The 25,211-nt window shown below is 54.3% G+C and carries 33 protein-coding genes and 1 tRNA gene; 12 read left to right on the top strand and 22 right to left on the bottom strand.

Annotated features, from left to right (window positions below):
- The first annotated feature begins 5 nt into the window (after positions 1-5).
- The 3 genes from lon (at position 6) to VFX97_17130 (ending at position 5,847) form a co-directional block, all read left to right on the top strand.
- Entirely contained in the window at positions 6-2,462 is a 2,457-nt protein-coding gene (lon, locus tag VFX97_17140) for an endopeptidase La (protein ID HEX5704926.1), read from the top strand.
- Positions 2,463-2,857: 395 nt separating this feature from the next.
- Positions 2,858-4,594 carry a transglycosylase SLT domain-containing protein gene (locus VFX97_17135; GenBank protein HEX5704925.1) on the top strand — a complete coding sequence of 579 codons (1,737 nt, stop codon included), beginning with the start codon at positions 2,858-2,860 and terminating at the stop codon, positions 4,592-4,594.
- 164 nt (positions 4,595-4,758) lie between these two features.
- The gene (locus VFX97_17130) at positions 4,759-5,847 is read left to right on the top strand and encodes a YifB family Mg chelatase-like AAA ATPase (protein ID HEX5704924.1); all 1,089 of its coding nucleotides are present in this window, start codon (positions 4,759-4,761) and stop codon (positions 5,845-5,847) included.
- Here VFX97_17130 and VFX97_17125 read toward each other — a convergent pair.
- From VFX97_17125 to VFX97_17030, 20 genes are all read right to left on the bottom strand, one after another.
- Positions 5,813-7,285, bottom strand: a complete 1,473-nt coding sequence (locus VFX97_17125; protein HEX5704923.1) for a recombinase family protein — start codon at positions 7,283-7,285, stop codon at positions 5,813-5,815. The two genes, VFX97_17130 and VFX97_17125, sit on opposite strands and share 35 nt — an antisense overlap.
- Positions 7,282-7,560, bottom strand: a complete 279-nt coding sequence (locus tag VFX97_17120; protein ID HEX5704922.1) for a hypothetical protein — start codon at positions 7,558-7,560, stop codon at positions 7,282-7,284. The genes VFX97_17125 and VFX97_17120 overlap by 4 nt, the downstream gene beginning before the upstream one ends.
- A complete protein-coding gene (locus tag VFX97_17115; GenBank protein ID HEX5704921.1) occupies positions 7,557-7,754 on the bottom strand; it encodes a hypothetical protein in 198 nt (65 codons plus the stop codon). The genes VFX97_17120 and VFX97_17115 overlap by 4 nt, the downstream gene beginning before the upstream one ends.
- 147 nt (positions 7,755-7,901) lie before the next feature.
- Positions 7,902-8,495, bottom strand: coding sequence for a hypothetical protein (locus VFX97_17110; protein ID HEX5704920.1), 594 nt, complete (start codon positions 8,493-8,495; stop codon positions 7,902-7,904).
- A gap of 427 nt (positions 8,496-8,922) precedes the next feature.
- On the bottom strand, positions 8,923-9,126 hold the full coding sequence (locus tag VFX97_17105) for a hypothetical protein (GenBank protein ID HEX5704919.1): 204 nt from the start codon (positions 9,124-9,126) through the stop codon (positions 8,923-8,925).
- 636 nt (positions 9,127-9,762) lie between these two features.
- Positions 9,763-10,005 carry a hypothetical protein gene (locus tag VFX97_17100; protein ID HEX5704918.1) on the bottom strand — a complete coding sequence of 81 codons (243 nt, stop codon included), beginning with the start codon at positions 10,003-10,005 and terminating at the stop codon, positions 9,763-9,765.
- A gap of 181 nt (positions 10,006-10,186) precedes the next feature.
- A complete protein-coding gene (locus tag VFX97_17095) occupies positions 10,187-11,347 on the bottom strand; it encodes a site-specific DNA-methyltransferase (protein HEX5704917.1) in 1,161 nt (386 codons plus the stop codon).
- Between the two features lie 332 nt (positions 11,348-11,679).
- Entirely contained in the window at positions 11,680-11,892 is a 213-nt protein-coding gene (locus tag VFX97_17090) for a hypothetical protein (protein HEX5704916.1), read from the bottom strand.
- Between the two features lie 54 nt (positions 11,893-11,946).
- Positions 11,947-12,339, bottom strand: a complete 393-nt coding sequence (locus tag VFX97_17085; protein ID HEX5704915.1) for a hypothetical protein — start codon at positions 12,337-12,339, stop codon at positions 11,947-11,949.
- 502 nt (positions 12,340-12,841) lie between these two features.
- A tRNA-OTHER gene (locus tag VFX97_17080) sits at positions 12,842-12,925 on the bottom strand.
- A gap of 274 nt (positions 12,926-13,199) precedes the next feature.
- Positions 13,200-13,439, bottom strand: coding sequence for a hypothetical protein (locus VFX97_17075; GenBank protein HEX5704914.1), 240 nt, complete (start codon positions 13,437-13,439; stop codon positions 13,200-13,202).
- A gap of 21 nt (positions 13,440-13,460) precedes the next feature.
- Positions 13,461-13,991 (bottom strand): hypothetical protein, encoded by a 531-nt coding sequence (locus VFX97_17070; protein ID HEX5704913.1) that lies wholly within the window; start codon positions 13,989-13,991, stop codon positions 13,461-13,463.
- A 79-nt stretch (positions 13,992-14,070) separates the two neighbouring features.
- Positions 14,071-14,943 (bottom strand): hypothetical protein, encoded by an 873-nt coding sequence (locus VFX97_17065; GenBank protein HEX5704912.1) that lies wholly within the window; start codon positions 14,941-14,943, stop codon positions 14,071-14,073.
- Positions 14,944-15,009: 66 nt separating this feature from the next.
- Complete coding sequence (locus VFX97_17060) at positions 15,010-15,237, bottom strand: hypothetical protein (GenBank protein ID HEX5704911.1); 228 nt, start codon at positions 15,235-15,237, stop codon at positions 15,010-15,012.
- Positions 15,238-15,329: 92 nt separating this feature from the next.
- Complete coding sequence (locus VFX97_17055; protein HEX5704910.1) at positions 15,330-15,959, bottom strand: hypothetical protein; 630 nt, start codon at positions 15,957-15,959, stop codon at positions 15,330-15,332.
- Complete coding sequence (locus VFX97_17050) at positions 15,959-17,086, bottom strand: ATP-binding protein (GenBank protein HEX5704909.1); 1,128 nt, start codon at positions 17,084-17,086, stop codon at positions 15,959-15,961. The genes VFX97_17055 and VFX97_17050 overlap by 1 nt, the downstream gene beginning before the upstream one ends.
- A gap of 124 nt (positions 17,087-17,210) precedes the next feature.
- Positions 17,211-17,447: a hypothetical protein gene (locus VFX97_17045; GenBank protein ID HEX5704908.1), complete on the bottom strand. Its 237-nt coding sequence runs from the start codon at positions 17,445-17,447 to the stop codon at positions 17,211-17,213.
- A gap of 239 nt (positions 17,448-17,686) precedes the next feature.
- Positions 17,687-18,109: a hypothetical protein gene (locus VFX97_17040; protein HEX5704907.1), complete on the bottom strand. Its 423-nt coding sequence runs from the start codon at positions 18,107-18,109 to the stop codon at positions 17,687-17,689.
- A 25-nt stretch (positions 18,110-18,134) separates the two neighbouring features.
- The gene (locus VFX97_17035; GenBank protein ID HEX5704906.1) at positions 18,135-18,638 is read right to left on the bottom strand and encodes a GIY-YIG nuclease family protein; all 504 of its coding nucleotides are present in this window, start codon (positions 18,636-18,638) and stop codon (positions 18,135-18,137) included.
- 85 nt (positions 18,639-18,723) lie between these two features.
- The gene (locus VFX97_17030; GenBank protein ID HEX5704905.1) at positions 18,724-18,999 is read right to left on the bottom strand and encodes a hypothetical protein; all 276 of its coding nucleotides are present in this window, start codon (positions 18,997-18,999) and stop codon (positions 18,724-18,726) included.
- A gap of 49 nt (positions 19,000-19,048) precedes the next feature.
- Between VFX97_17030 and VFX97_17025 the strand changes: the two genes are divergently transcribed.
- Positions 19,049-19,510, top strand: coding sequence for a helix-turn-helix transcriptional regulator (locus VFX97_17025; protein HEX5704904.1), 462 nt, complete (start codon positions 19,049-19,051; stop codon positions 19,508-19,510).
- Here VFX97_17025 and VFX97_17020 read toward each other — a convergent pair.
- Both VFX97_17020 and VFX97_17015 read right to left on the bottom strand, forming a co-directional pair.
- The gene (locus tag VFX97_17020; protein ID HEX5704903.1) at positions 19,507-19,719 is read right to left on the bottom strand and encodes a hypothetical protein; all 213 of its coding nucleotides are present in this window, start codon (positions 19,717-19,719) and stop codon (positions 19,507-19,509) included. The two genes, VFX97_17025 and VFX97_17020, sit on opposite strands and share 4 nt — an antisense overlap.
- 167 nt (positions 19,720-19,886) lie before the next feature.
- A complete protein-coding gene (locus VFX97_17015; protein ID HEX5704902.1) occupies positions 19,887-21,251 on the bottom strand; it encodes a hypothetical protein in 1,365 nt (454 codons plus the stop codon).
- A 588-nt stretch (positions 21,252-21,839) separates the two neighbouring features.
- Between VFX97_17015 and VFX97_17010 the strand changes: the two genes are divergently transcribed.
- The 8 genes from VFX97_17010 (at position 21,840) to VFX97_16975 (ending at position 25,207) form a co-directional block, all read left to right on the top strand.
- Positions 21,840-22,214, top strand: coding sequence for a hypothetical protein (locus VFX97_17010; GenBank protein HEX5704901.1), 375 nt, complete (start codon positions 21,840-21,842; stop codon positions 22,212-22,214).
- A 328-nt stretch (positions 22,215-22,542) separates the two neighbouring features.
- Positions 22,543-22,764: a hypothetical protein gene (locus VFX97_17005; GenBank protein ID HEX5704900.1), complete on the top strand. Its 222-nt coding sequence runs from the start codon at positions 22,543-22,545 to the stop codon at positions 22,762-22,764.
- Positions 22,761-23,060: a hypothetical protein gene (locus VFX97_17000; GenBank protein ID HEX5704899.1), complete on the top strand. Its 300-nt coding sequence runs from the start codon at positions 22,761-22,763 to the stop codon at positions 23,058-23,060. The genes VFX97_17005 and VFX97_17000 overlap by 4 nt, the downstream gene beginning before the upstream one ends.
- Before the next feature lie 243 nt (positions 23,061-23,303).
- The gene (locus VFX97_16995) at positions 23,304-23,513 is read left to right on the top strand and encodes a hypothetical protein (protein HEX5704898.1); all 210 of its coding nucleotides are present in this window, start codon (positions 23,304-23,306) and stop codon (positions 23,511-23,513) included.
- Complete coding sequence (locus VFX97_16990) at positions 23,514-23,672, top strand: hypothetical protein (GenBank protein ID HEX5704897.1); 159 nt, start codon at positions 23,514-23,516, stop codon at positions 23,670-23,672. It begins immediately after the preceding gene.
- A 44-nt stretch (positions 23,673-23,716) separates the two neighbouring features.
- Positions 23,717-24,061, top strand: a complete 345-nt coding sequence (locus tag VFX97_16985; protein ID HEX5704896.1) for a hypothetical protein — start codon at positions 23,717-23,719, stop codon at positions 24,059-24,061.
- A complete protein-coding gene (locus VFX97_16980; protein HEX5704895.1) occupies positions 24,058-24,243 on the top strand; it encodes a hypothetical protein in 186 nt (61 codons plus the stop codon). Before VFX97_16985 ends, VFX97_16980 begins: the two co-directional genes overlap by 4 nt.
- Positions 24,244-24,715: 472 nt before the next feature.
- Positions 24,716-25,207: a hypothetical protein gene (locus tag VFX97_16975; protein HEX5704894.1), complete on the top strand. Its 492-nt coding sequence runs from the start codon at positions 24,716-24,718 to the stop codon at positions 25,205-25,207.
- Positions 25,208-25,211 lie beyond the last annotated feature (4 nt).

The following is a 25,211-nucleotide window of genomic DNA, read 5'->3' as shown; positions in this document are numbered from 1 at the left end:
CATCCATGTCAACCGAACTGGACAACGAAGCAGTGGAAGTTTTAGTAGCGGCTGAACCCGCGATAGATCAGCAATTGCAGATTCCGGAAGAACTGCCGCTGCTGCCGCTCCGCGACATTGTGATCTATCCGTTCATGATCGTGCCGTTGTTCGTGTCGCGCGAGAAATCCATCCGCGCCGTGGACGAAGCGCTCGGCGAGCACCGGATGATCCTGCTCGATTGCCAGAAGGATCTAGATAAGGAAGACCCGGCGCAGGAAGATCTCTACAGCGTCGGCACGGTCGCTGTGATCATGCGCATGCTGAAGCTGCCCGACGGCCGCATTCGCATTCTCGTCCAGGGCGTTTCGCGGGCAAAGGTTGAATCGGTTGATTGCAGTGGCGATTTTCTGCGCGCGCGTTTGAGTGTCCTCTCCGAAGTGTTGGCGCCCGAACGCTCGCTCGAAGTTGAAGCACTTATCCGCAACGTGCGCGCGTTGATGGAAAAGGCCGCGGCCCTGGGGAAGAACATTTCGCCGGAAGTCATGGCCATCATTGCGAACCTCGATGATCCTGGCCGCCTCGCTGACCTGTCTGCTTCTAATCTTGAACTCAAAGTCGAAGATGCGCAGTCGGTGCTGGAAATCCCCGACACGACCGTACGCCTGCGCCGCGTGAACGAGCTGCTGAACAAGGAAATCGAAGTTCTGACCGTTCAGCAGGAAATCAACACGCAGGCCCGCGCCGATATTGATCGTTCGCAGCGCGAGTTCTACCTGCGTCAGCAGATGAAGGCAATTCAGGGTGAGCTGGGGGAAGGGAACGAGCTGGCCGAAGAAATTCAGCAGTTCCGTGAAAAGATTGAAGCCGCCAAGATGCCGAAGCCGGCGGAAGAAGAAGCGTTGCGCCAGTTGAAAAAGCTTGAGCGCATGCATCCGGACGCAGCTGAAACTGCGACGTTGCGAAGCTGGATGGAGATCATCACGGATCTGCCCTGGTCGAAATCATCGAAAGACAATCTGGATTTGCTGAAGGCGCAGCGCATTCTTGATGAAGATCACTACGGCCTCGACAAGGTGAAAGAGCGCATCATCGAAGCCCTCGCCGTGCGCCGGCTGAAGCCGAAACCAAAAGGGCCGATCCTCTGTCTGGTTGGACCGCCGGGCGTCGGCAAAACGAGTTTGGGTCGTTCAATCGCGCGCGCGCTCGGCCGCAAGTTCATGCGCTTGAGCCTCGGCGGGGTACACGACGAAGCTGAAATCCGCGGCCATCGACGGACCTACGTGGGCGCCATGCCCGGCCGCATCATGCAGGCAATTCAGCAGGCCGGCACCAACAATCCGCTGATCATGCTCGACGAGATCGACAAAGTCGGCGCCGATTTTCGCGGCGATCCGTCTTCAGCTTTGCTCGAAGTTTTGGATCCGGAACAGAACAATAGTTTTCGCGACAACTATCTGAACGTCACGTTCGATCTTTCCAACGTGATTTTTATGACCACCGCCAACGTGCTCGACACGATTCAGTCGGCGCTGCGCGACCGCATGGAAGTAATTCGGCTGGCGGGTTACACGGAAGAAGAGAAACTGGAAATCGCGCGCCGTCACCTGCTGCCGAAGCAAATGGAAGAGACGGGCATCACGCCCAAGGACGTGCACATTTCGCGCACAGCGCTCGCCGCGATCATTCAACGATACACTCATGAAGCTGGCCTGCGGCAACTAGAGCGGGAAATTGGATCGATTTGCCGGAAAGTCGCGCGCCGAATCGGCGAAGGCCGCAAAGAACCTGTCCGCGTGTCGCTCCGCAACCTGCACGAATTTCTCGGCGTGCCGAAGGTAACTCCCGATGAAGTTCTAAAGAAAGATCAGATCGGGGTGGCGACCGGCTTGGCGTGGACTGCCGTAGGCGGCGACGTCCTGTTTATCGAAGCACTCAGAATTAAAGGCAAAGGCAGCCTCGTGCTGACCGGACAGATTGGCGAAATCATGCGCGAGTCAGCTCAGGCAGCTTACTCGTACGCGAAGTCACGCGCGAAAGAACTCGACATCGCACCGGAAGACATCAACAACTACGACATTCACATTCACATTCCGGAAGGCGCCATCCCGAAAGACGGCCCGTCTGCCGGCATCACTCTCGCGACCGCGTTGGTTTCCGTGTTGTCTCGCCGGCCCATCAAAAAAGACGTCGCCATGACGGGTGAGATCACCTTGCGCGGCAACGTCCTTCCGGTCGGGGGAATAAAGGAGAAGGTGTTGGCGGCGCGGCGGGCTCGCGTCACGAAAATCCTGCTGCCGGTGCAAAATCGACGCGACCTGGAAGAAGTGCCAAAAGAGCCTTTGAAAGACATTCAGTTCATATTTGTCGATAATGTGCGGCAAGTTTTTCGGGAAGCGCTCGGACCGAAGGCTGCGCCAATCGCGACCCCGTCGCCGCGTCCGATTCGGCTGCCACAAGCCGCGCGGCCCCGAGACATCTAATTTGCATGAGCGAACCAGCTAATGACGGCCAAACTTTGAAGCGGCTGCTTCTATGGCTGGTTCTGCTCCTGCTCATCCTCGCGCCACCGCTTATAATCGTTTTCTTCCTCGGCGCACTGTAATCGTGCGCGCAGGTTGTACTTTTTTTGCATATAAGCAACCTCAGTTATCTTATGAGAATCAAAGGAGTTCGCCAGATTTTGTTGGGCGAAAGTGGTTTGACTCCCATTAGGGCGTATGATAACCTCACGCGGTCGAGTGGCCGGGCTTTTAGCCACTAAACGGAACTTTTAAGGCCTCTCGACTGTTTACTTATTGAATACCGCAGGCGCGCGACTCGGGTGAGTCGCAGTCGTGGATTCCCCCGAAAGCAAGGCTCAGGAGAATAACGATTGATGACCCGTAAAGCTGTTCCCGTATTTACAAGCGTCCTGTTTGCGGTCGCACTTATTACCCCAGCAGTAATCCAGGCTCAAGGTCCCGCTGGTTCGTCCGCTCGCGACATTCAGACGGAGGTTCAAAAGAATGAGCCTCGCGTCGATCAAATCATCGAGCGCGCGAACGATCATTTCCGCAAGGGCAAACTTAATCTCGAAGATAGCAAGCGCGAACAAGCGCGTGACGAGTTCGACAAAGCAGTCGACACTATTCTGATGTCCGGCTTGGACGTTCGGTCAAGTCAGCGGCTTCAGACCTACTACCTTGAACTCGTCGAGCGAATTTATCGCGAAGAAGTTCCGCTGACGCAGATCGCGCCGAACGCGACGCCTGTCGTCGCGCAAGCGCCCGCCGACGCAAAAACGGAAAGCGTTGAAATCGCGCAGGCGCAGCCAAAACAACAACAGATTGGTTTCGTGCAGCAGGGGTTTGTGCCATCTCCGCTGGATGCTCTGAGCAAAATCATTCTCACCGAGGAAGAGAAGACAGTAACTGCCGAACAGTTGGCGAATTCAGAGCAAGTTAAGAACTCGCTGGATTTCAAATTCACGATGAATCCGCTGGTTCAGCAGTACATCAACTTCTATCAGGGGCGCGTGGGTCGTAATACCATGGAATCGGGCCTGCGCCGCTCTGGGCGTTACATGAAGATTGCTCGCGACGCGTTCCGTCGGGCCGGCGTTCCTGAAGACATTGTTTGGTTGGGACAAGTCGAGAGTGCCTGGCAACCGCGCGCAAAGTCGTGGGCTGCGGCTTCCGGTTTGTGGCAGTTCATCGGCAGCACTGGCGCTGCCTACGGCCTGCGGCAGACTGCCTGGGTGGATGAACGGAACGGCATCGAAAAGCCGACCTCAGCGTCAGCGCGCCACCTGAAAGACCTGGCGAATCGTTACAACGGCGACTGGTTGCTGGCGATGGCCGCTTACAACACAGGCGCCGGCAACGTCGATCGCGCGATTTCACGTGCGGGCGAAGCAAACTTCTGGAAGATCTACCCGTACATTGCGCAAGAGACCCGCAACTACGTTCCGAACATCCTCGCAGTGATTTTGATCGCCAAGAATCCGGAGAAGTACGGGTTCAACAACATTCGTCCCGAAGCGCCCATGAGCTTTGATCCGGTGCCGGTTCCTTCGGCCACCAGTCTCAGGCTCATCGCAGAAGCAACGGACACGAGTCTGGATCATATTCAGAGTCTTAATCCCGAGCTGAAGCGAGACACCACTCCGCGCGGCGAAGCTTTCACCGTGCGTGTTCCTGCCGGTCGCGGCAAACAACTGGCTTCGCTGCTGAAGCGAGTGCCGGGTGACCGTCGCGAAACCGCGCGCGTCATCTCAGTGGCGCCGGGTGAAGAGTGGCAGTCGATCGCGAATCGTACTGGCGTCAGCGTTGCGACACTCCAATCCATGAACACTGGCGTCGATCTCAATAACGCAACCAAACTGTTTGTGCCGAACAGCACGATTCGGCTAACGAACTGGAAGCGTTCGGCAGATACGCCGGGTGCGACCCTGACCCGGGTTAAGGCCCGGAAGGGTGACACGATTGCGAAGATCGCCGCCGCACACAAATTGTCGGCAGACGAAGTCGCCCGGTTGAATGGCATTGCGCCGAATACCTCGTTGCAGGCGGGCCAGGAGATCAAACTGCCGTCGGCAGGCAGCACATCTGCGCCGACCAGCCGTCGTCGATAACAAAACATAGCAGACGCTCGTTTTTCGTTAGAGCGCTTAAACTTACAAAGAGCGCGCCTTGTCACAGGCGCGCTCTTAGTCTTTCTGTAGCATACTTCCTTCGCTCTCAAGAAACAGAAACCCAGTTAGCTTAAGGCGCGCCCAGCGAAACTTACGCAGCTCCCGTGCTATTCCGCGCTCTCTCAGCCGCCGTCTACGGAATCGACGCGAACCTGGTCGATGTTGAGGTAGATCTGACTCCGGTTCGTAATGAAGTCGATCAGCCACCGGCAGTGATCGTTGTGGGCCTCCCCGACGCGGCTGTGCGCGAGTCGCGCGAACGCATTCGTGCGGCAATCAACAACAGCGGGTTTTTCTTTCCGTTTCACAAGACGACGATCAACCTGGCGCCCGCGGATGTGCGGAAAGAAGGCGCCAGTTTCGACTTGCCCATCGCGCTCGGAATTCTCGGCGCGAACGGCGACCTCGGAAATACCGAGCACTTGACGGACATTCTTTCCGTCGGCGAGCTGTCGTTAGACGGTCGAGTCCGCGCCATTCGCGGCGCGCTCCCGATAGCTTTGCGAGCGCGACAGTCACACGCGAAACACCTGCTATTGCCGGATGAAAATGCGAAGGAGGCCGCCGTCGTTTCGGACGTGAACGTTTATCCCGTAACGGATTTGCGTAACGCAGTGGAAACGATCGCTGGGCTGCGTTCTGAAAATCCACCCAGCCCGATTCGAGTTGACTCGTCCCAGCTTCTCTCGCCGGCTGATCATTACAGCGTTGATTTTCGCGAGGTGCGCGGCCAGCAGGCGGCGAAGCGTGCTCTCGAGGTCGCGACTGCCGGTGGTCACAACATCCTTCTCATCGGCCCGCCCGGGTCGGGAAAGACAATGTTGACGAAACGTCTTCCGACGATCCTGCCGCCGTTGGAATTCGAAGCCGCGCTTGAACTGACAAAGATTCATTCGGTCGCCGGGCTCACCGGCCGCGCCGGATTGATTAGCGAGCGGCCCTTTCGTTCGCCGCACCACACCATCAGCGATGCAGGATTGATTGGCGGCGGCGCCGTGCCGCGACCGGGTGAAGTATCCCTCGCGCATCAAGGCGTCCTGTTCCTCGACGAATTGCCCGAGTTCGATCGCAGCGTGCTCGAAGTTCTGCGGCAACCGCTGGAAGATCAGCAAGTCACCATCAGCCGCGCCGCGATGTCACTTACGTTTCCCTCTTCATTCATGCTGGCGGCGGCGATGAACGCCTGTCCGTGAGTGTTCGCGGAAGACTGCAACTCATCCCTTCCACTTCGTAGTTTGCAACGACGATTCGCGGCGTTATCGTATTGAGAATCCTGCGCTTTTGATCGCGTGTCAGCCTCTCGAATCCGCGAAACACTGCAAACCGTTTTGTGAGCAGTTCTGTGTTTATCGCTGAGGGTTTCTCCCTGCCTAACAAACCCTCAAATACCTGTCGCTCACGGTCAATCTCTTTTAGCTTCTGGTCGCGCTCCTCTCGCGTAATCGCGCCTTCGTAGTAGGTATCTAAAACTCTCTCTCGTTTCGCTGTCAGAGCCTCTAACTGTCTCGCTACGTTGTCCGTGTTTACCGTGGGCTGCGATCCGGCTCGGGCAATCCGTCGAATGAACGCCTCGCTTTGGAATGTCCGCGCAAACATCTGGTCGAGCTGCGGGTCAACTATCTCCCGTCTCATTTGCCTCACGCCACAACGGTTCTTGCACACGTAATAGTCTTTTCGCATGTGCTTGGAATACACGCGGGACTGGCAGGTACATTCCAAGTATCCGTTGTACGTGTAACGCTGCTCATATCCTGGACTCGTTCGCCAGTGGAAAGACTTCTTCATCCCGAGAATCTTTTGCACTAATGCGAAGTCAGATTCGGAAACTAAAGGCTCGTCAATAACCTTCACACGAATGATTTCTTCTGGCGCGCGTTTGATTGTTCTGCGCCCTGCCTGCCTACCATCGGGACCGTGATACTTACCCGCCGCGCTCATATCTCGCTTCTTGTCGATCACTCTCCAACCTGAATAGATTGGATTCTTGAGCATGTAAGCTAATCCACGAGGCTCAATTCCAACCTTCTTTCCGATGGCGAAGTAGCTTGTCTCACCTTCAAGAACCATGCGAAACGCTTCTCTGATTTTCTCTGCTTCAGGCGTGTACCACCATCGCGTCTTTTCGTTATCAACTCCGAAAGGCAAACAGATCTTAGGTTGGGCCAGTTCGCCTCTACGTCGTTTTGTCTCTCTCGACTCCCACGCAGCCTTTAACATTTCACGTCTAACATTCCCTGCAATCGTGGCCTTCAGAGTTCCCATTAACCGTCCGTCGTTAGATGAAAAATCTATCGGGCCGTCAGGTAGATACAGTTTGCAGTTTGATTCAGCGAAGGCTTGCAGTAGCGCAAAGTCAGCAAGGTTTTCGGGTCTCATTAAACGAGAAAACTCTCTGGCAACAACGCCGTGGATTTCAGGATCGGCCATCATGCGCAGCATGTCTTGGATCTCGGGAGTTAACAGAACTGCCGTTCCCGAGACGCCGATCAGTTCGATTGTCTTAACGATGGTGAGTCCGTACTGCTCGCATGTGCGTTGGTTTATCGTGCGCTGAGAGGGAATCGAGGCATGGCTATCGTCGGCCTGCCCGACCGTCGAAACTCTTAATAGTTCGATCACTCTCTTGGTCATGCCGTAAGCGCCTTGCTTCCTTCCGATGAAACGCAATAGCCAAATGAACCTCTTTGCGGCGACCGATACACCAACCCTTTGCGGCACAGCTTACCGAGATAGCCGCCACCCGCCAGATTCATCCCGCCACCGCGCGTCACTCCGCGCCCGCAATTCGTAAGATTGCTGTGTCCGTCGCTGTCGGGCCACATAAACTCTGCAAACTCGCGCGGAGCGATGCCTGGATGATCACGAACGATCTCTAACGCGCGGCGCTGGCTGTTAGTCAGGGTCATCGTTTCACCGTTCGCGGTTCTTTAATCTGAAAATGCTTCACAACTAACTTCCATGCTTCATCACGAAAACCTGATTCAGCAAGTCTCTTAATCTCACGCTCAACCTTGTCTCTTTCAACGGCGATAGAATCAGCCACTTGCGCCACAGCGTCAAGAACTGAATCCGATTTTAGTAATTTGAACTTACCGCTCACTTCTCTCCCCAGTAATTGAGTGAATGGCTTTCATTGCGCCGCAGAAACATCGGGACCAGCAAATCAGTTCGCCGCATTCGCAGAACACTCCGTAAGTTATCGGCCTCGCTCCGTCGTGTGTTTTCCAAATCTGCACTCGGATTATGATCATGCGTAAGCAACCTTCACCTGTCCGAAGCCTTGAAACTCCGTCGCGAACCGATCTACGTCATTGCCGTAATAAGTGACCACGCTTCCCTTGGAAACACCTTTCAAAATCGAACCGTCAGGCAGTCGGTAGTTTGTGCGCGGAGACAGGAAGCATTGCGGGTGCTTTAGAAGTGGCTGGAACCATTGCTCAGACGTGCTTGCGAACGTGATGCAGCACGCGGCAACCATGCGGCCCGACCTGTACTCTCGTTCTATTTTGTAGACCCAATCGGCGTTACCAGGAATGTCGCGGTAGACGTGCCCGCGCTTCTCACAGGTCTTTCGCTTACACGCATCGTCGCAAGCGTTCCAGCCAGCGTGAAACGGATGATTCATCCAGATCCGCCCATGCCACACTTGATTAAGGCTGTTATCCGCCTCTGTAAAGAACCGCATTGCCCTGACGATCTCGTTCGCCTTCGCGCTGCTCGCAGGGTCAAGATCGATCACGCCGCCCAAGACGCGCCGCGCGGCCTCGATGATTTCAACGGGCGTGTAGTATTCAACCTCCCCACTGGTTTGATTGATTAGTTGATGTGCTGCTGCAACCATCTACGCTGCCAACTTTCTAGCCATCTCTCGACTCTCAGTATTTAGAAGACCCATTGCTACCGCTTCATCATGGTTCGCATCTGTCCAATCGTGATGTGTTCTACATAAACAGCGGCCATTCGAGACTTCGTACTTGAGATCCTTACGCTGACTTCGCTTCGCCAAATGGTGCGGATCGACTCGTTGATCGCCCGTCTGACATCCTCCCGGCCACTGACAAATATTTCCATCTCGTTCACGAACCTTCTTAGACCATGCTGCTAACTTTCTGTCAGGACGTGCGCGTAATCTGGATCGCTTCAACGTAGATCCGGCTCCCCACGAATAGCCCCGAGGCTTCCTCTTGATGTAGCTGCGGCGTAGTTGTGAGTTGCGGTTCATGCTGCCTCTAAGATTCGCTTTCCGATCCACTCCGCGACTTGTGGCACTACGGCGTTTCCGATTGATCCAATTCTGTCCACCCAATCGGGAATCCCATCACCACTTCCGCGAAAGAGGGGTTCAGGTATATCGGATCGTCCTCGCAAGTCCGCAACCCTTCGGACATCTTTGCACCATGAAAATTCACTGAACCGCGATATCGGTCCTTGGAAGATCCTTTGAACTCGTTCTTGCCTATGGTCGGGAGCATGAACATTAGTGTTCGTGCTAGTCCTAAGTTGGATTGTTGTCCCGCCTTGCTCACATGCCTGGCCGTTCCGTTCTTTGTGATAACCGTGTTCTGCGCCTTCGGCGTTCCGTGCTTTGAACTGTCCCATTTGACAGAGGTAGGCAACAACAAAGATGCGTTCCCGTAAATGCGGCGCACCAACGTCTTTCGCTGATATGCAATCCCATTCCGCGTCATACCCGACCTCGGCCAAGTCTCCGAGAACTCTGCCCATTCCGTTAGAAAGCAGCGCTGAGACGTTCTCCACAAGCACAAGTCGCGGTCGTAACTCGCTAATGATTCGCGCAAACTCTCGCCACAACCCCGAACGCTCGCCGTCGATCCCTTCGCGTCTGCCCGCAATGCTGATGTCCTGACACGGAAATCCGCCGGCGACGAGATCGACTCGCTCAAGGTTGTGTTTTCCGACTTCTCTGACATCTTCAAACTTCGGAACGCTAGGCCAATGCTTCGTTAAAACCTTCCGACAAAAAGGATCGATCTCCACCTGCCACGCGCATTCCATTCCCGCTCTTTCAAGCCCAAGGTCGAGACCTCCGATCCCGCTAAACAAACTCCCGAATCTCATTTATTCCGCCCACCACCGCGACTCAAAATTCACAACTCGCACTCTCTTTCGACCATCCAGTACAGCCAGAGGCCATTACCGACAAACTCTTTCTCAATGTCATGGCCTGTCTCCCTGACCCTGACGCCGCGCTCATGGTTGCCGCCCCAGCGAACGTCTTTCAGGTTGCGAAGTCGCGCTGAGATAGACGCTTCACCTCCGCCACAAGCTTCTTTCAGTTGAGACAGGCTCCACTTGCGGCCATCTTTTAATGCTCCGTGAACTCTATCCATCAGCCCTACTAGCCGCTCACGATCTCTTGCCGGAACGTAGGTAGATCCGTGGAACTCAGGCGACGGACGATGCTCTAGCCGACTCGAATGAGCATCTATCTGGAGACGATCAAGCGGATCTATCACGCGCGCCGTGTCGATAAGAGCGATCAAAGATTGCTGAGAAGATGCCATTACGCTGCTACACCGCCAGCGGCAAACCCATCGTTGTCTGAGTGCGCCGCTTAATCATTTCGACATACTCTGCCTTTGGTTCAATCAGGATCGCCTTGCGTCCAAGTTCGATTGCTACTTTTCCGGTTGTGCCGCTACCCGCAAAAGGATCGAGAATTACGTCACCATGTTTACTTCCCGCGAGAACACAACGCCGCGGAATGTCAGTCGGGAATACAGCGAAATGTGCGCCGGGAAATGGTTGTGTGGTGATAGTCCAAACCGAGCGAATGTTCCGACCTTCGACAACTGTGTAGCTCTCTGCTTTACCGTTGCCGCTCGGTTCTACGTTCATTCCGGCCGCTTGTCCGCGCGACATAGACTTCGCACCTAAACTGATTACTTGTCCGGCATGGCTTGCCTTTTCCCGCACCGCTTCGGCATTAAAGAAATACCGCTCAGACTTGGAAAGTAGAAAGATGTATTCGTGTGACTTGGTAGGCCGATCCGTGACGCTTTCAGGCATCGGATTTGGCTTATTCCAGATGATGTCCGAGCGCAAATACCAACCATCGCCACGGAGAGCGAAGGCCAGCATCCACGGAATACCGATTAGGTCTTTTGGCTTGCAAGTGGCCACAACGGGTCGCGAGACGAAGACATCTGGGCGGTCTTGGTAGGCGTGATTTTTCCGTGGATTCTTTCGCGGTGAACACTTATCTGAAAGCGCTTTAAGTCCCGACTGCGGACGGCCATTCGACGCGCTGCTATAGCTATCGCCGATATTCAGCCACAGAGTTCCGTCGCTACGCATCGCACGTCTTGCTTCGCGCAAGATTTGAACAAGGTGGTCAACGTACAAATCCGGTGTTGGCTCAAGCCCTAGACAGCCGTGCCACGCGCCACAGACGCACGCTCCATGCGTTCGCCAGCGTTGCGCCTTAGTCGTCTCGGCATCGTGGAAGCCGACCCCTTCAGCGCCCGATCGGACAGGCGAATCCTGGTACTGACGCGACTCAACAAACTCGTGCTGACACTCAACCGTTTCATCCCACACACGCGGCTCAACGCCGTAATCTCGCAAGCCAAAATAGGGCGGCGAAGTCACGACGCACTGAACCGACTCGTCCGGCAATTCTCGCAACGCCGAAAGCGCATCGTTGTGAATAATTTGAAGTACGTCGCCCATCTAAACTCTTGCCCGTCGTTCCGTTCTTACGCTGCCTGTAAAATCTTCCGCTCTGTTGATTGCCTGATTCGCTGACCGCCTCGTTTTATTCTGTGAAGTGTCCACTCGCTTACGCCTGATTCTTTTGCCAGCCCTGACAACACCGCGCCCTTGATCACCGGATAAACAAACTCTGTGTCTTGCAACTCCCTGCCGTGCTTCTTGCGCCAGCGGCGGCGTTCGTAACTCGCATGAGCCGCGCGGCAGATTTCACAGCGACACCCTGACCAGTAAGACCGTGCTGAACCATGACTAGGCATCGTCTTCAGGTATTAAGCAGCCGTGAATACACTTCATCGGGTTGATCCTATGGTCCCAAAGCTGGGGTTGTAGCACTTGCGGCCCATGCGTCCCGTGAACCTGCCGCGCTGATCTCCAGCCTCGTTACCTTGCGGTTGCGGCCAGAGCTTGTTGACGCAGCTTGCGCACATGAGTCTTCGACCTTCGATCTCCACGGCATCGTCTAATTCGGACTCTTTAATCACACAGCCGTTGATGCATCTCATCTGATTACCTCAATATCAATTCGACACTTGCACTGCTTACAACGTGGAAACCCTTCAGCGAACCACGTCGCCAACTCTGAAGTAGAGGCGTTCCGCTTCACTCGACACTTTGGGCAGATAGCAACCGCTCCCTTGGGGTATCCCCTCTCCGCTGCGTGTTGATAGAGAATTGGCCGCGTTGTTTGCGGAAACCTCTTGAAGTTGTTGATTGCACTTCTGTCGCTCATATTCGTTAAGAAGGTTTTTAATCCCAGGATGCTTCGTTTTCTTCTTTCCGTGTTCTACGTAGAACCAACCGTCCAAAATCTCTTTCCACAGGTCTAAATCCGTTACTGTTTTCTCTACGTCAGCCTTCCAGCTTGCGCTCAAGTTGAGCTTGAATCGTTCGCGCCACAATCGGACAGGTTCGCAGTCAGGCATTTGGTTGTGGTTGCTTCTTGCGATCATTGATTCTCTTCAAGCGCTTATTCCAGCAACGCGCACACGAAGTCCACCCTCTTTGCGCGACGCGCCCGCACCCGAAAATGCAAAGAAATTTCACTTTGGTCTTCATTTCAGATCACACCCCGACCTTTACCCCGTTGATCTTGTATTTACGGTGCTGTGCATTGCATATTAACCAAGCGATAGAAGCACTGTGTTATGGTTTGAGGCCGCGTGCTTAGTCTTCAGCGGTATCCCACTGGATCAACATTGCCAAGTTGTCAGGTCGTCCGACATTGCTTGGATCGCACTCAGCCAGCTAAGTCCCTCTTAGCCTTCAAACCTGCCCCGCCGTGGACGTGCATTCGGATGATTTTTCTAGGTTCTACTCATCCGCTCTTAAGAAACCTTGTGCTGGCCACGTTTCAGCGATAGAATCTCTGTGGATGTAGACCAGCCGCCTTTCACTTGGTTGGCGGTAATAGAGAGAGCGACTTGAGCAATCAGGCCGCTCTCTTTGTTTGTGCGCAGGTGGCGAGGAGTCGAACCTCGGAAGCACGTCGAAGCCTGAGGGGCTTGCGTGGCGCTTTACCACTAAGCTACCGCCTGCAGAAAAACAAAAAGCGACTCGAATAAGCCGCGCTCGCGAGTTGGCCCTTTCCGATTCCCCGTAGAACAAAGAAACCGAAAGTTGCGACAACGCGACTTATTCAAATCGCTCGTTCTACGTTTATTGATGCCAGGGCCAACCAGCATTTCAAAGAACCTGCCAACCATTAAAAACTGATTCATAAAACTTACGTTTTGGCGAGCGCTCGCCGCTTCATCCTCCACCCACAACCAGAAAAGATTTGTCTTTCAGAGGATGAGTAGCCGCCGAACTTTTACTCGCTCATCGCGCACCAGTCTTGGTGAGCATCGGGTTGACCATCACACGTACACGCGACGCCTTTCAGCAAAGTCTTGAGCCGCGCACGCTCCATATCCACGCCGTGAAGCACTACCGCGCGGAGGTTGGAATTAACCTTCTCTGCCTGCCCTAACTGGCGATACATCACACACGCCGCGTAAGGGTGATATTCCTGCGCGTCCACCAGCATTCCGCACTCGCCACAACCGTTCATTTCTGCTTCTCCCTATACCGTTCAACCTGAGAATTTGGTCTTGCTCAACTGCCTTCTCACCCACGCCAAGACTTGCTCGTAACGCGCCTCCGGTGTGATAGGAACCCACTCTTTAGGCCTCTCTGCGGGCCAGCGATACGGCCCTTCATTCGTGACCAGAGTGGAACCCTCCAGATGAATGTCGTTTAGCTCAACCACCTTCCATGCGACGAGGCGCGGCATTCCCAACTCGATACCAATCTCTTCTATCTCCCCGTCGCCCTCGATTTCCTCGACATCTCTCTCTATGCCGATCTCGGCAAGTTGCTGACGGGTTTCATTGATCAGATCGCGGCCTTTGTACTTTGCTAAGGCTCCAATGGCGCAAACTTCGCCCTCTGCGTCGATCAGCTTCCCCGCGATCAACCTTTTGTCGGGCAAGGCGATCAGCGCAGCCTCAAGTTCGCGTAACGCGGTCTGCCCAGCCTTCCCTTGAAGGGATCGCCGACAGTTCGCCTGCCAGAGTTCAAATTGGCCGCCGTAATCCTCGTCTTCTGAATAACCGATTCGCATAGATCCCCTTTCCTCAATGCGATCAAGCAAGGTTGTTTTGGCCGCGAGCTCCTCCTAAAAAGAGAAGGGAACGTGTCCCTTAGCGCGTTGCGCAGTTCGCGACCAAAGATTGAATCGGGGAAAGCGCTTCACTTCTGGGAAACCGAGGCTTCACCGCCGTTCCTCGCATCATTCCCCCGATCTTTTTGGGAGACCCGCCGCCGTCCCCCTGTAACATCAAAAGAACCTTAAATTCGATCACCCATACCAAAGGATTTGATTCCCATGAGTAGCCGCGCCTTGCGTTGAGCGCGTCCCATCCTTTTGCGAATGCGCGAATGTATCGCTCATCTGCCGTGCCGCCGCGCTGGATAATGTCCGTGCCGGGAACGAACGCCGCAGATTGATCGGACGGCACGGTCTTTACACCTTCGGCATAGCAATCCCCTGCGCTGATTTCCTGCAATCGCTCAACTCTGACGTTGGTTATTTCGAGGGTGATGCGAGACGCGGAACGCTTCATGTGAATTGAAGATTTCCACGCGACATGGTTGTGCTCCGCGACAAACTCTTCGTTGATTGTCATCGGGAAATTTTGGTCTGCCGCGTATACGACACACGGCTCGAGGGTTTCTACATCAACCAAAAAGTCCGGCGCGGATAAGCCGTGCTCATCGTGGAAGCGTTGATTGAAATGAGTTGCCCACGTCTCGCGCACCCAAAGACGATCACCTGGGCCACCGTAGGGACAGCCACAGATCGCCCATCTGGCGCTGCCGCCATTGGGAAAGGCGCGGTAAGTTGCCACGGGTTCGTTGTTGGCATGCGGGTACTCAACGGCAATCTCTGTCCAGTCGGGGTTCGGCTGGAACTTCAGCACCCGCCGCGTCTGCGTCTTTCGACCTTCCAGAATCGCGCGCACCATTGGTCCACTAAAAAGAATTGGCCGCTCTTTGTGTCCGTTCGTATTCATCTCAATATCCAGTGGGGAAGCAGACCCCAAAACGCCCGCTCCCCCTTCGTGCCCCACGACACGAACTCACTCTCCGTCAACGATGAGTTCCTTAGCGTCAGGCCACTCGATCGCGGTGATGTTTACGCCTTGGGTGCGAGCCGCCGGCCAAATCTGCGTAGCCCAGAATTGCACTCTGGCGTCATTCGCATCCTTGGCCGATTCGATCACTGTCTTGAACTTGATCGGCTTGCCCTCAAGTGGTGTTTCTTTGTATTCAATGACCGCTCGTTGCGGCTGTGTTTGTTCTGGCATTTGCTTCTCCGTTTTGTTTTCGGGCCGACACTCGGCTTATTCGCTTTAATACTCCGACTCGCTCTTAGGGCGAGGCGTGTCAGCCCGAATCCTTATGCAGCCTTCCGCTGTTCAAATCCGTATTGACGCAGGAATGCGGCGAACTCTGCGACTTCACGTTTAACGTCCTGCTCCATCCCTGGATACCGATATACAGGCATCTCGTGGTATTCGCGGATTAACCATTCCGCGAACGGCTTACCATCGAACCCTGTACCGCTGGAGTCTTCCGCTCCGACAAACACCTTGTAAACAAACCGATTCATTCCAAACATCATCAGGTAACAACGCCACTGATAACTGTCAGCGAATCGCTCTGCTTCAAATCGGCCTGTCAGTTTGTAGTCGGTAACGTCATCACCGATCGCGTCCACAACCCCAACCAGAGTCACCGGACCTGAAGGCGTATCGATAGGCATCTCGCCCTTCAGTTCTCGCACGGCAGAAACAGTCAGAGCGGCATCACAGATGAAGTGAAAGCGGAAGCCGTCTCTGTCTATCCAAAGTTGCTCGTCCTCCCACTGAGCGTCCTCTAATGCGCAATGCAGGGCGCGTCCTGCGAGCATTGAAGGGCTTGGTGGTTCCTCTCTGCGAAGCCGCGAAAGAATGTCCTGAAGGGTCATCTCCTCGTTGGCTTTGTAGTAACGATACGAGTCCAAATCTGAGACAGAAATTCGCAGCATTAGAAGTTCGCTCCCGCGTTGTCTGCTCGGACGGTTAGATCCGCAATGAGACGACTGGCCGCTTCTTTCGACAGGTCATCAACCTTGACTGGAATCTTGAACAGTTTTGAGGCCGCTTCGTCCGCGTCAGGAAGGTCAAGCTCGTTCGTCAATGCGAGAATGTCCTTGGCCTGCTTTGACGTGATGCCGTCTTTGGTGGTCTGCGCGAGCGGGTTAAATCCGTTGCCGTTCGTCTTGAACTGTTTCGCGTCCGCGTCCCACTCGAACCCTTTGTCTTTACCTGCCTTCACCAAGAGGCGTTTGACGTTATCCCTGACACTCTCAGGCGCGTCCGCTGCTTGTGGAATAAGACCATTCAGGGCGTCCGCTGTCTCGACCGCGGCAAACTTGCCTTGCCACTCCGTGAGGGCTTTCGCGGCCTCTTGCTGGTCGGCTGTCAGCCGATTCAACGCGGTTTTAATGTCAGCAATTACGCCCCCAAGGAAATGCGGATCGTCAGTAAGCGAAGGAACGGCCAACTCTGCGAGGCCGGCGGGATTCTTTCCGAACGCAGTGTCGGTCGGGCTAAAGTTCAACACGCGCCGGCCGTTGGTAATTCGCAGTCTGCCCATTACATCAGCGGCTTTGTAGATTTCGTTTTTTGAACCACCCTGAACGTCAATTCGCTCGATTAGATCGTCGCCGTTTCCGCGCTGCTCGTCAGAGTGCGCGAGCATCACGATGTCGAGGCCGAATGAACGGACAAGTTTCGTGAAGGCGATAAAGCGCGACTTCAACTCGCCGTAGCCTTGCAGGGTTAGGGCGCCACCGCTTCGCCCGAGCTTCGGATTGCCCTGAATAATGTCCGCTGTCAGCGAGTCCAACGCTCTGCCAGCCGTGTCGATAATCAGGGTCTTGTAGCCGGACAGGTCGTTAGCGACGATGCCGCCTGCGTCGTTCCATGAGTTTACGGATACAATGTCGCCGCGATTTCCCGCCCGATATGCGCCGCCGTCGAAGTCGAGTAACAGAGGCTTGTCAGCCGTGAACGCCAGCGAGGTTTTGCCGATTCCTGGCGGGCTGTAAATGCAGAGAACTAATTGTTCTATCGTTAGAGGCTCGGTTGCCTTTATAATCCTTAGTGCCATCTTCTTTTTCCTTTCAGTTTGTAAGGTGGCAGGGCCACGGCGCTCATACGCTTAGTGGCCTTTTTCTTTCCCACCCAGATTCCTATTCATGGCTTCCTTCGCTTCGCTCTTGCAGTAAGGGGAGTCAGTTCAAAAGGTTCTCGCTGATCCAATTTATGGCGCAGGCCGCGCCGCATAGATGAACATCCGCGTGCTCGGGGCTGGGGCCGTGAACTTCGCCTGTAACTGGATTGCTACCCCAGCGGTGAATCTGTACGCCTGCGGGTTTATCTTCCCCGCTCAGCAAATAACCCTCGAACCAGTGGTTCGCGTCTTTCTTCTGCACGCGGCAGATATCGCATTGATAGGTGTCAACTTTCACTTAGTTCCTCGCGGCCTCGAACCGCCGAATCTGACCCTGTGAAAACTTGGTGACGTGGCGCATAAATAACTCTTCTTCGTGAGCGGCAATCGCGGCCATCGTCGCGTAAAAACCGCGGCAACCGCTCGCATCTCACGTCGCGGATCTCGCTCACAATCCGTTGCTAACAATTGCAACTTCGCTTTTAGTTGATCGCGATCCATAAATTCCTCATTGGGTTCATCTGCGTAAATCAAACTTCAGGCTTCTCGAACCAACTTCCGCGCGGTCTTAAGCACTTCCAAGACTTTCTTCCAACTGGTTTTCTTGTCGTCATTGAAGTCCGTGATCGTGCCTTCGTAGGCGAGGTTGTCTTCCACTTCGTCTTCGGTTAAATCGAATTTCTTTGGGAACATCTGCGCGACGGCAAGAGAAATTGCGGCGCGCGCTGCGTTCTCATACTGCCCATTGGTCTCTTTGGCGGCTCCGACAAGGCAGAATTTGTTTATGCCATCCTTCTCGATCTTCTCGTCGCCTTTGATCCAATACTTGCCGCCCTTACCGAACAGGTTTTGAATCGCGTCAATACAGGCCAGCGTTCCTTTCTTCTCGTTTGCTGGAATGTAAAGCCGAATCGACGGACGCGGCGGCACAACAAAATAACTTTCGACTGCTTTCTTCATCCGTCACTCTCCTTTTTCCTCTTCATTAACCTGCATGGCTTGTCGCCTGCCTCTCTGCGATTACTGGAGGGCCAGTCGTGTTACCGAAAACAATCTCTTCTAGGGTTAGAAAGCGAATCTCGTGCGGCAGCGACCTGCGGTTAAGATTCTCCGCAACCTGTCGCCACACACCGCGCTGCGGCACTCGTTCGGCATTCCACTTTGGTTTGAAATAGAGGATTGCGGCCTTCTCAACGACCCTGAGTTGTTCGCGTCGAATCTCTATCCACGCGATCCGTCCGCCGTAAAGTTTCAAGCGGTCTAGTTGCGGGTGATGCTGCCACCGGCGATCCAGGTCAATCGTCATACCGACGTAGCAGACGGTCTCGCAATGAATCGCGAAGTAAACAGCAGCCACTCGCGGCAATTCGGCATGTCGCTCAACAGGCAATGACTGCAAAGCATCCAGGTCGAGACCCCGAACAAAAGCGTTCGCGTCATCCACAACCGGAATGCGCGCAATCTCGTGTTTGCAGCGTTCGCAAATCATTTGCCCAACTCTTGCCTATTGCCCTAAAGCTCGCGCCGTGGTATACATTTAAAAAAGTTCAGGGGCGGAACCAACCCGCCCCCGCTCACCGAACGGACCGGCCACCATTCACAGCGCCAGCCGCCATGAGATCGATTTCTAGTTCTTGAAGTTTTCGTTGGCGGCGTTTTAACTCCAGACCGTAAAAGGTAAACAGCTTCGTGAGAACGCTTTCGCTCGGATCGTATTGTTGGCTTTCACATCCGCTAATGGTCTGTTTTGCCAGCCCGGTCCCTCGAAACACATCGCCCAACGTCAGCCGGAGGCCGTCAACTCGAATAGACTTGAATACTTCTGGTCGTGTTTTTGCTCGTTTCGCCATGTCTTTTAAGGTGTCGCGTACGCTCTACAGCGCGTAGCGTTAAGACTATATGACAATAGAAGCCGTGTCAACCACTTTCTACACAGAATCGCGTCCACGCGACAAAGAACGCGATATAGTGTCCGCCGTGTCTCCGAAAGTCGATCCGGTTCCGAACCCGATTATTGATGAGTTAATTGAGGCCAGGAAGAAGGCTTTAGGTCTCAATTCCACTCGGGAATTAGGGGATCGGTTTAACTATCACCACGCCAAGATCGGTAAGTATCGGAACGGGAATGAGACCAATCCGCGGATGGACAACATCACAGGGATGGCAAAAGTCCTCGGTATTAGCCGCGAAGATTTTATTAGAGCACTGGAAGGGAAACGGCCAGACAAAGCGCGACTGCGAACAGCGTGGCTAGCTGAGGCATTAGAAGCCTATGAGGATCTGACTCCAAGTAAGAAGGGCGAGATCGCTATCCTAGTCGAAAATCTTATCGAGGCTATTGCGAAGCGTTCAAAACCTTAGGCGCTGCGCCGGGCTTCAAAACCATCTCGATAGTGTTTAGTAAGCGGGTAAATTCTCTCCTGCGCAGCTTCCGCACAATCCTCGCGATCTCTGTCTTCTATCTCGCAAAAAAACCGAATCAAATCAAATAGCGCATCCGGCTGACTATCTTCCGGTCCCTTGAGGACAGCTTCGGCAAGGTCGGCAGCGCGGAGCAGTTGAGCGTTCACAGGGCAATGCTCCTTGGGGGTCTCGGTCTACTCAGGGTTCCGCTCACTATAACGCCACCATTAGCAAGAAGTCAGACTAAAACACTGCCATGATTTTATCACTATTGAGGTGCGGGCGGGATTAAATGAAGAGCGGCAAAGCCTTGAGTTCGGTTGGCGAAAATCGGTCAACTTAAAAGTTTTTTCCGGCGCCTGCGGGGCTTCAGGAGAGAAGACAATTCTGGGTGGTGGGTTGAGATGTTGTATGCAAGGGTCTGGCGCGGCAGCCCAACAAGCGTAGCGGCCTTTGTGATCGAGCCTTTGGCGTCGAGGATAGCGCGACGGAAAATCTCAGCCTCTTGCTGGTGTTCTGTCTTGGCTAGTTCGGGAAGGGACGTAGCAAAGATTTCGCTTACGCGATCCATAACGCGCATTGCAGCCTTGGTGTTGCCATCAGGGGTTAATCGGTTGGCATGGCGATACATTGCGATGAGATCGCCGACCGGGACTAGCTCAACCAGGGATTCAATCGCCGCAAGATACGCACGCGCAGCCGCCGGCAGATCCCCCGCCGCCTCCGCTATATCGGCCGCTTCCGCAAAGTCTTTCTTTGATAATTGAACCAGTTTCGCCTGGCTATAGATTCGACCGCGCGTAATCAGAAGATTGGGAAGCCAGAGACGATGATCGTTTACGCGCATAGTCGCGATCGCTTTGTCGATGGAGCGCTTTGCTTTTTTTAGTTGCCCTTCGCGAAGGAAAATAAGCGCCTCTGTATCGTGCGCTTGTGCCAGTTCTATAAAGTCATTCACACTCTTTTGAAGAGATATGGCACGATCGATGTGAATGTGCGCGAGTCGCGGGTTGCTTTCAATGTAGAGGTACGCGAGATTGTTTAAGACCTTCCCTTCAAACCCTCGATTGCCTGCTTGCTCAAAATAGTTGCTCGCGGTTTCGTAATCCTCAATCGCCAACCTCAGGAACCCTTGCTCTCCATCAGCGTGTCCTTGTCGGTACGCCATTGCCCGGTGTTGATAAAACCGCCCAATCAGAGACAGGCACTCTTGCGCCTCAACCAATCCGGCGAGACGCTCAAGATTATCGAGCGCAGATCGCCAACGCCCTTGTGTGCAATTTACAACCGCGAGACTCAACAAACCGATGTACTGAGTAGAGTAATCTGCCGATTCGCGAACAGCGTGTCCGATCCAGATTAGAGCTTCGGTCGGCTGGCCCTGCCACATATAGCAAAGCCCTACATACACATTAGCGAACGCCTCTCTGTCACGGTCTCCCTCTGCGGAAAACAACCGGGCTGCGCGACTGAGGATGTCTTTTGCTGTCTGAATCTCACCCCGCCCCGAACTCGCTTCCCAATACGCAACGATGCCGCTTGCAAGCCGGATTTCCGGATCATCGGACGCGTCTTCAGCGAGAAGAGACCGGGCCTCAACAAACCGACCGTCCTGACACAGATAGAACACTCTATCAGCCACCTCGCGGCTTGCTGAACATTCGCCTAACTGATAAGAACCTATTGCGTTTTTAGTCACTTACACTCTCGGAGATCCACTATGAAAAAGCTAATCACTTGCGCCTTGCTCGTGTGTGTTCTGTCCGTCGTCTCCTTCGCCGGTGAGACCGTTGGACCGCCCGCGCCAGAACCGTCGCCCAGTCCGTCCAATTCGTCACAGCAAAGCTCGACACAAAGCGCCACCACCACAACGATCTTAGTTACGATACTGCTGGCCCTTCTTCCGAAGTAGAGCAGGCGAAAGGCGAGTTCTTAAGGCGTTCGCCCCTCGCAGGGCGAAGCGGGGAGAACTGCGCCCAAAATACTCCTCTAGCCCCGCCTAATCAATCTAAATAATTTCAGTTGACACTGTACGCCGTGTAGCGTATGCTCTACGAACTGACGCGTACGCAAGACAGCATAGACGAAAGATTTTAAGGCGTCAAGACAAACTTAGGAGGCCAAACATGCAGCACCCAGTACTTTCCAAAACAGCACGGACCCGAACATACCAGGAGCCAGTTAAGCGGCTGCCAAGACCTGAGAAGAAAGAGGAACAGACCAAGGGCTTGGTGATGCGAATTGAAGTGAGGCGCTGAGTCCCCCAGTAGAGAAGAAGGAGAAGGATATGAACGACGTTCAAGTTGATGAAGGCAAGCTTTCCGCGCAGGAGCATTTCATGATCTCGATAGACGATCCGTATGCGCGAATTCTCGGCTTCACGTCTGACAAGTTTCACGGCGACAGCTATCTATTCCGCGATGGCGAGCGCGTAATGATTAGCTTCATTCATTGTAAAGAACACGGCAAAGGCTATCTATCAGGATTGTTTGCGGCTATCGAGTCTCAGGGGCTGCGCGTTGCGGTTCCAACTCCGCTGGGGCGCATGGAAGCAATCTTGAGGCATAAGGGATTTGAGCGTCACTTTGAACCGTTTAGTGGCGGCGCCTGCGAAGTGTGGGAGAAGCCCGTTATCGACAAACAAGATAGCCGAAGTAAGTAGAGAGGGGCGAGTGGGAGAGGATATGGGAGATAAAACAACACCGACAAAAAAGGCCGTGGCGCGTAAGCAAGTTTGACGGGCGATACAGCATTGTCGCGGAAGGGGCAGTGACGATTGCGCCAAGCCTCGCGGAGACAGACACCGATGCGGGAGCCAACGCCGCGCATATCGTTCGAGCCGTAAATAGTTTCGAGTTGTTAGTTGACGCCGTAAGAGAGGCGCTAGAGGACGTAACGGGACCGATAACGCATTCAGGAATCAAGATTCGGTACTCCACGCGGGACAAGTTAACCGCCGCATTGAAGGCCGCTGAAGAGGAGCTATGACGATGGCAAAACAACTACACGCCGGAACTGTTCACGGCAGCAAGTCATCCGATGGCACTTCGTTGTGGCACACAGGAAGGCGCGAAGGTAAGGACGGCTACTGGTGCGGCAACTGGCACTATCGGACACCAGCAGAGTTGTTGGCCGAGTGTGAAAGCACTATCAAAGACTTATTGCGCAATCATCCCGAACTCCACAAAACAGACCGGAGTGAGGAGCTATGACGAACGAAGAGATTCAACAAAACGCAGACGAGATTGCAAGCGCCATTTACGAACCGTTGTTTCCAAATCCAACAGATCAAGCCGACCGCGCAAAGGCGCAGTGTGTTCGCACTCTTGTTCAGTTTGGCGTGAACGTGCGCGCGGCGCAGAAGGAAGCGGACGCGCAGAAGGTAGCGGCAGTTCCGACAACGCGAGCGATTACCGACGTGATGCGAGTTGGCGGTCAGGAGCCGCGCCCGATTGCTCAGTACCGTGATGATGTGCTCGCCGCTATCCGCACCGAGGCCCAGCCATGACGCGAGAATGCTTGTTCCTACGAAACCCTTACGGTGGAGGCGTGGGCCACAACATACGAAGCATTGCGCTCGAGTCCAGGATCACACAGACGGCGAGATTCGCGTCAACGGTCATGCGACTCATCACGCTCTGTACGGAGTATCGAAAGAGCATCCACACGGCTCCGTCTGTCTCAATGTTTGTGGATCGTGTGCCAGTAAAGCAGAGAAGAGAAATGCAATCGTGACGGAGGGAATTATTCAATGAGCGACACGACTAAGAAGTCTGCCGTCGATTTTGACGCCACCGCAGACGCGATCTTCTCTCGGCTGGCGGATGAGTTTGAAGCGATTGATCGCAAGTATGGACTGAAGCCTTACGACTACTCGGGGCTGCGAACACCAATCGCAGAACGGCGGAAAGCGCGAGACCTGAAAGAGTCCGCCGACATATCAGCACAAAGAGAGGCATAGATGGCAAACGCATACGTCTATATCAAGTCCGAATCGAATCTTTGGACGGTTGGATTCTATCGCCCTGACGGAACGTGGGAGCCGGAAAGCGATCACGATTCGGCAGAGGAAGCCGCCAAACGAGTCCACTACTTGAACGGCGGCGCGGAGGCGGCGTGATGTCCGTCCTCCTCAGTGACGGCGACACAGTAGAGGTGAAATGAATGAGTGAACCTATGAATGACTGGCTAGCGAATCTCAAAGCAGGAGATGAAGTGGTAGTGCGAAGTGGTAGCTATGGCGCATCACTGCATGTTGTTGAGCGCGTGACGGCAACGCAGATTATTCTGCCGCGTGATTCTCGATACCGTCGCAATGATGGCCGACCCGTTGGGGCGTCCAACAATCCTTGGAACATTCTGCGCCTTGTCGAACCGACGCCTGAATTGCGAGAGAAGATTCGCAAGGATGGCTTAGTGGAACAACTGCGACGCATTGTGTGGGAGAAGATCAACGTTGACGTGCTTCAGGAAATCTTCGACAAGGCGAAGAACGGACAGCATCTATGAGCGACACAGTAGAGAAGCCTTGCCCGGACTGCGAAGGCTCAGGTGTCCGCCTCTACGAACTCCGCACCTACGGAGGGCGCAGGACGGGGGAAGAGGAGTTGCGTGACTGCGAAACCTGCTCCGGCGAGGGGCGCGTTGAAGTCGAGGCAGTTGAATCAGCAGAGGAGGCGAAAGCAGCATGATTATCTCGGCTGAGTTAGTAAGACGACCGCGCAAGTTGCGACGCTGTGAAACGTGCAATGAAGCGATGCCAGCGGAATCAGTAAGGCTCTATGGCGCAGCACATCGCGGCGATCCGCCCTACCGCATTTACATCTGCCTTACATGCGCCGAGCGAAGCAACGACAAGAAAACACTGGCGGCAATTTCAGAAGTTGAATCAGTGGAGCGCGGAACGGCGCAGAGAGCAGCGATAGGGAGGAATCCGTGATTCGTCGTGTCACTGAGTACGTCATTGTCTGCGACGGCGACCGCGTTCTGCCGCCACGCTCTGACAATCGCGCTGATAAATTTTCGCCAAAGGATCATGCAGCGTCCAGAAGCTTTTGGGCTAAGTGTGAAGGGCAATGAAACTCCTCCGCCAACTTCTCAGTGCCGCGCTGTTCTGGCTGTGCATCGTGGTGTGGATCTTCGCCAGTGGAGGAGGGAATTGAGATGAGTCGAGAACTGAAATTATTCAACGGTCGATTGTTGGACTTCCAACATGGCTACATCGCGGCATACTCGCGTGCTGATGCTGTTCGACTCTATGACGAGTTCATCGGCGGACGCGGGACGCTGCCGGAAATCCGTGACTATTGGAATAAGGGATCGTGGGGCAACTCAATGATCGGCGTCACTCCGCGTCGTGGAATGTTCGCACAAACCAAAGACGGCGCATTGGTCGAGTTCACCGCATTCGGCAAGCACAAGCCTTTAGAGCGCGATGATCCTGAAGCATGGGAAGCATACCAAGCAAAACAACAAAGCGAGCGCGATGCAACCCAAGCCGATGCGCAGCGAGCGCGGGAAGAGAGGCGGGAGCGGCTACGCATACTAGCCGATGGCTTGTGTCTCGACGATGCGACTTTTGACGGAGATGTAATCACTTTCTCGGCTGGATTCGAGCAGCGCAGTTACCGCTACGAGATTCGAGAGATCGACTAGAGGA

This window comes from Pyrinomonadaceae bacterium (assembly GCA_036277115.1).
Classification (GTDB): domain Bacteria; phylum Acidobacteriota; class Blastocatellia; order Pyrinomonadales; family Pyrinomonadaceae; genus UBA11740.
Note: the sequence above shows the minus strand (reverse complement) of the source record. Positions and strands in the feature narration are given on the sequence as shown.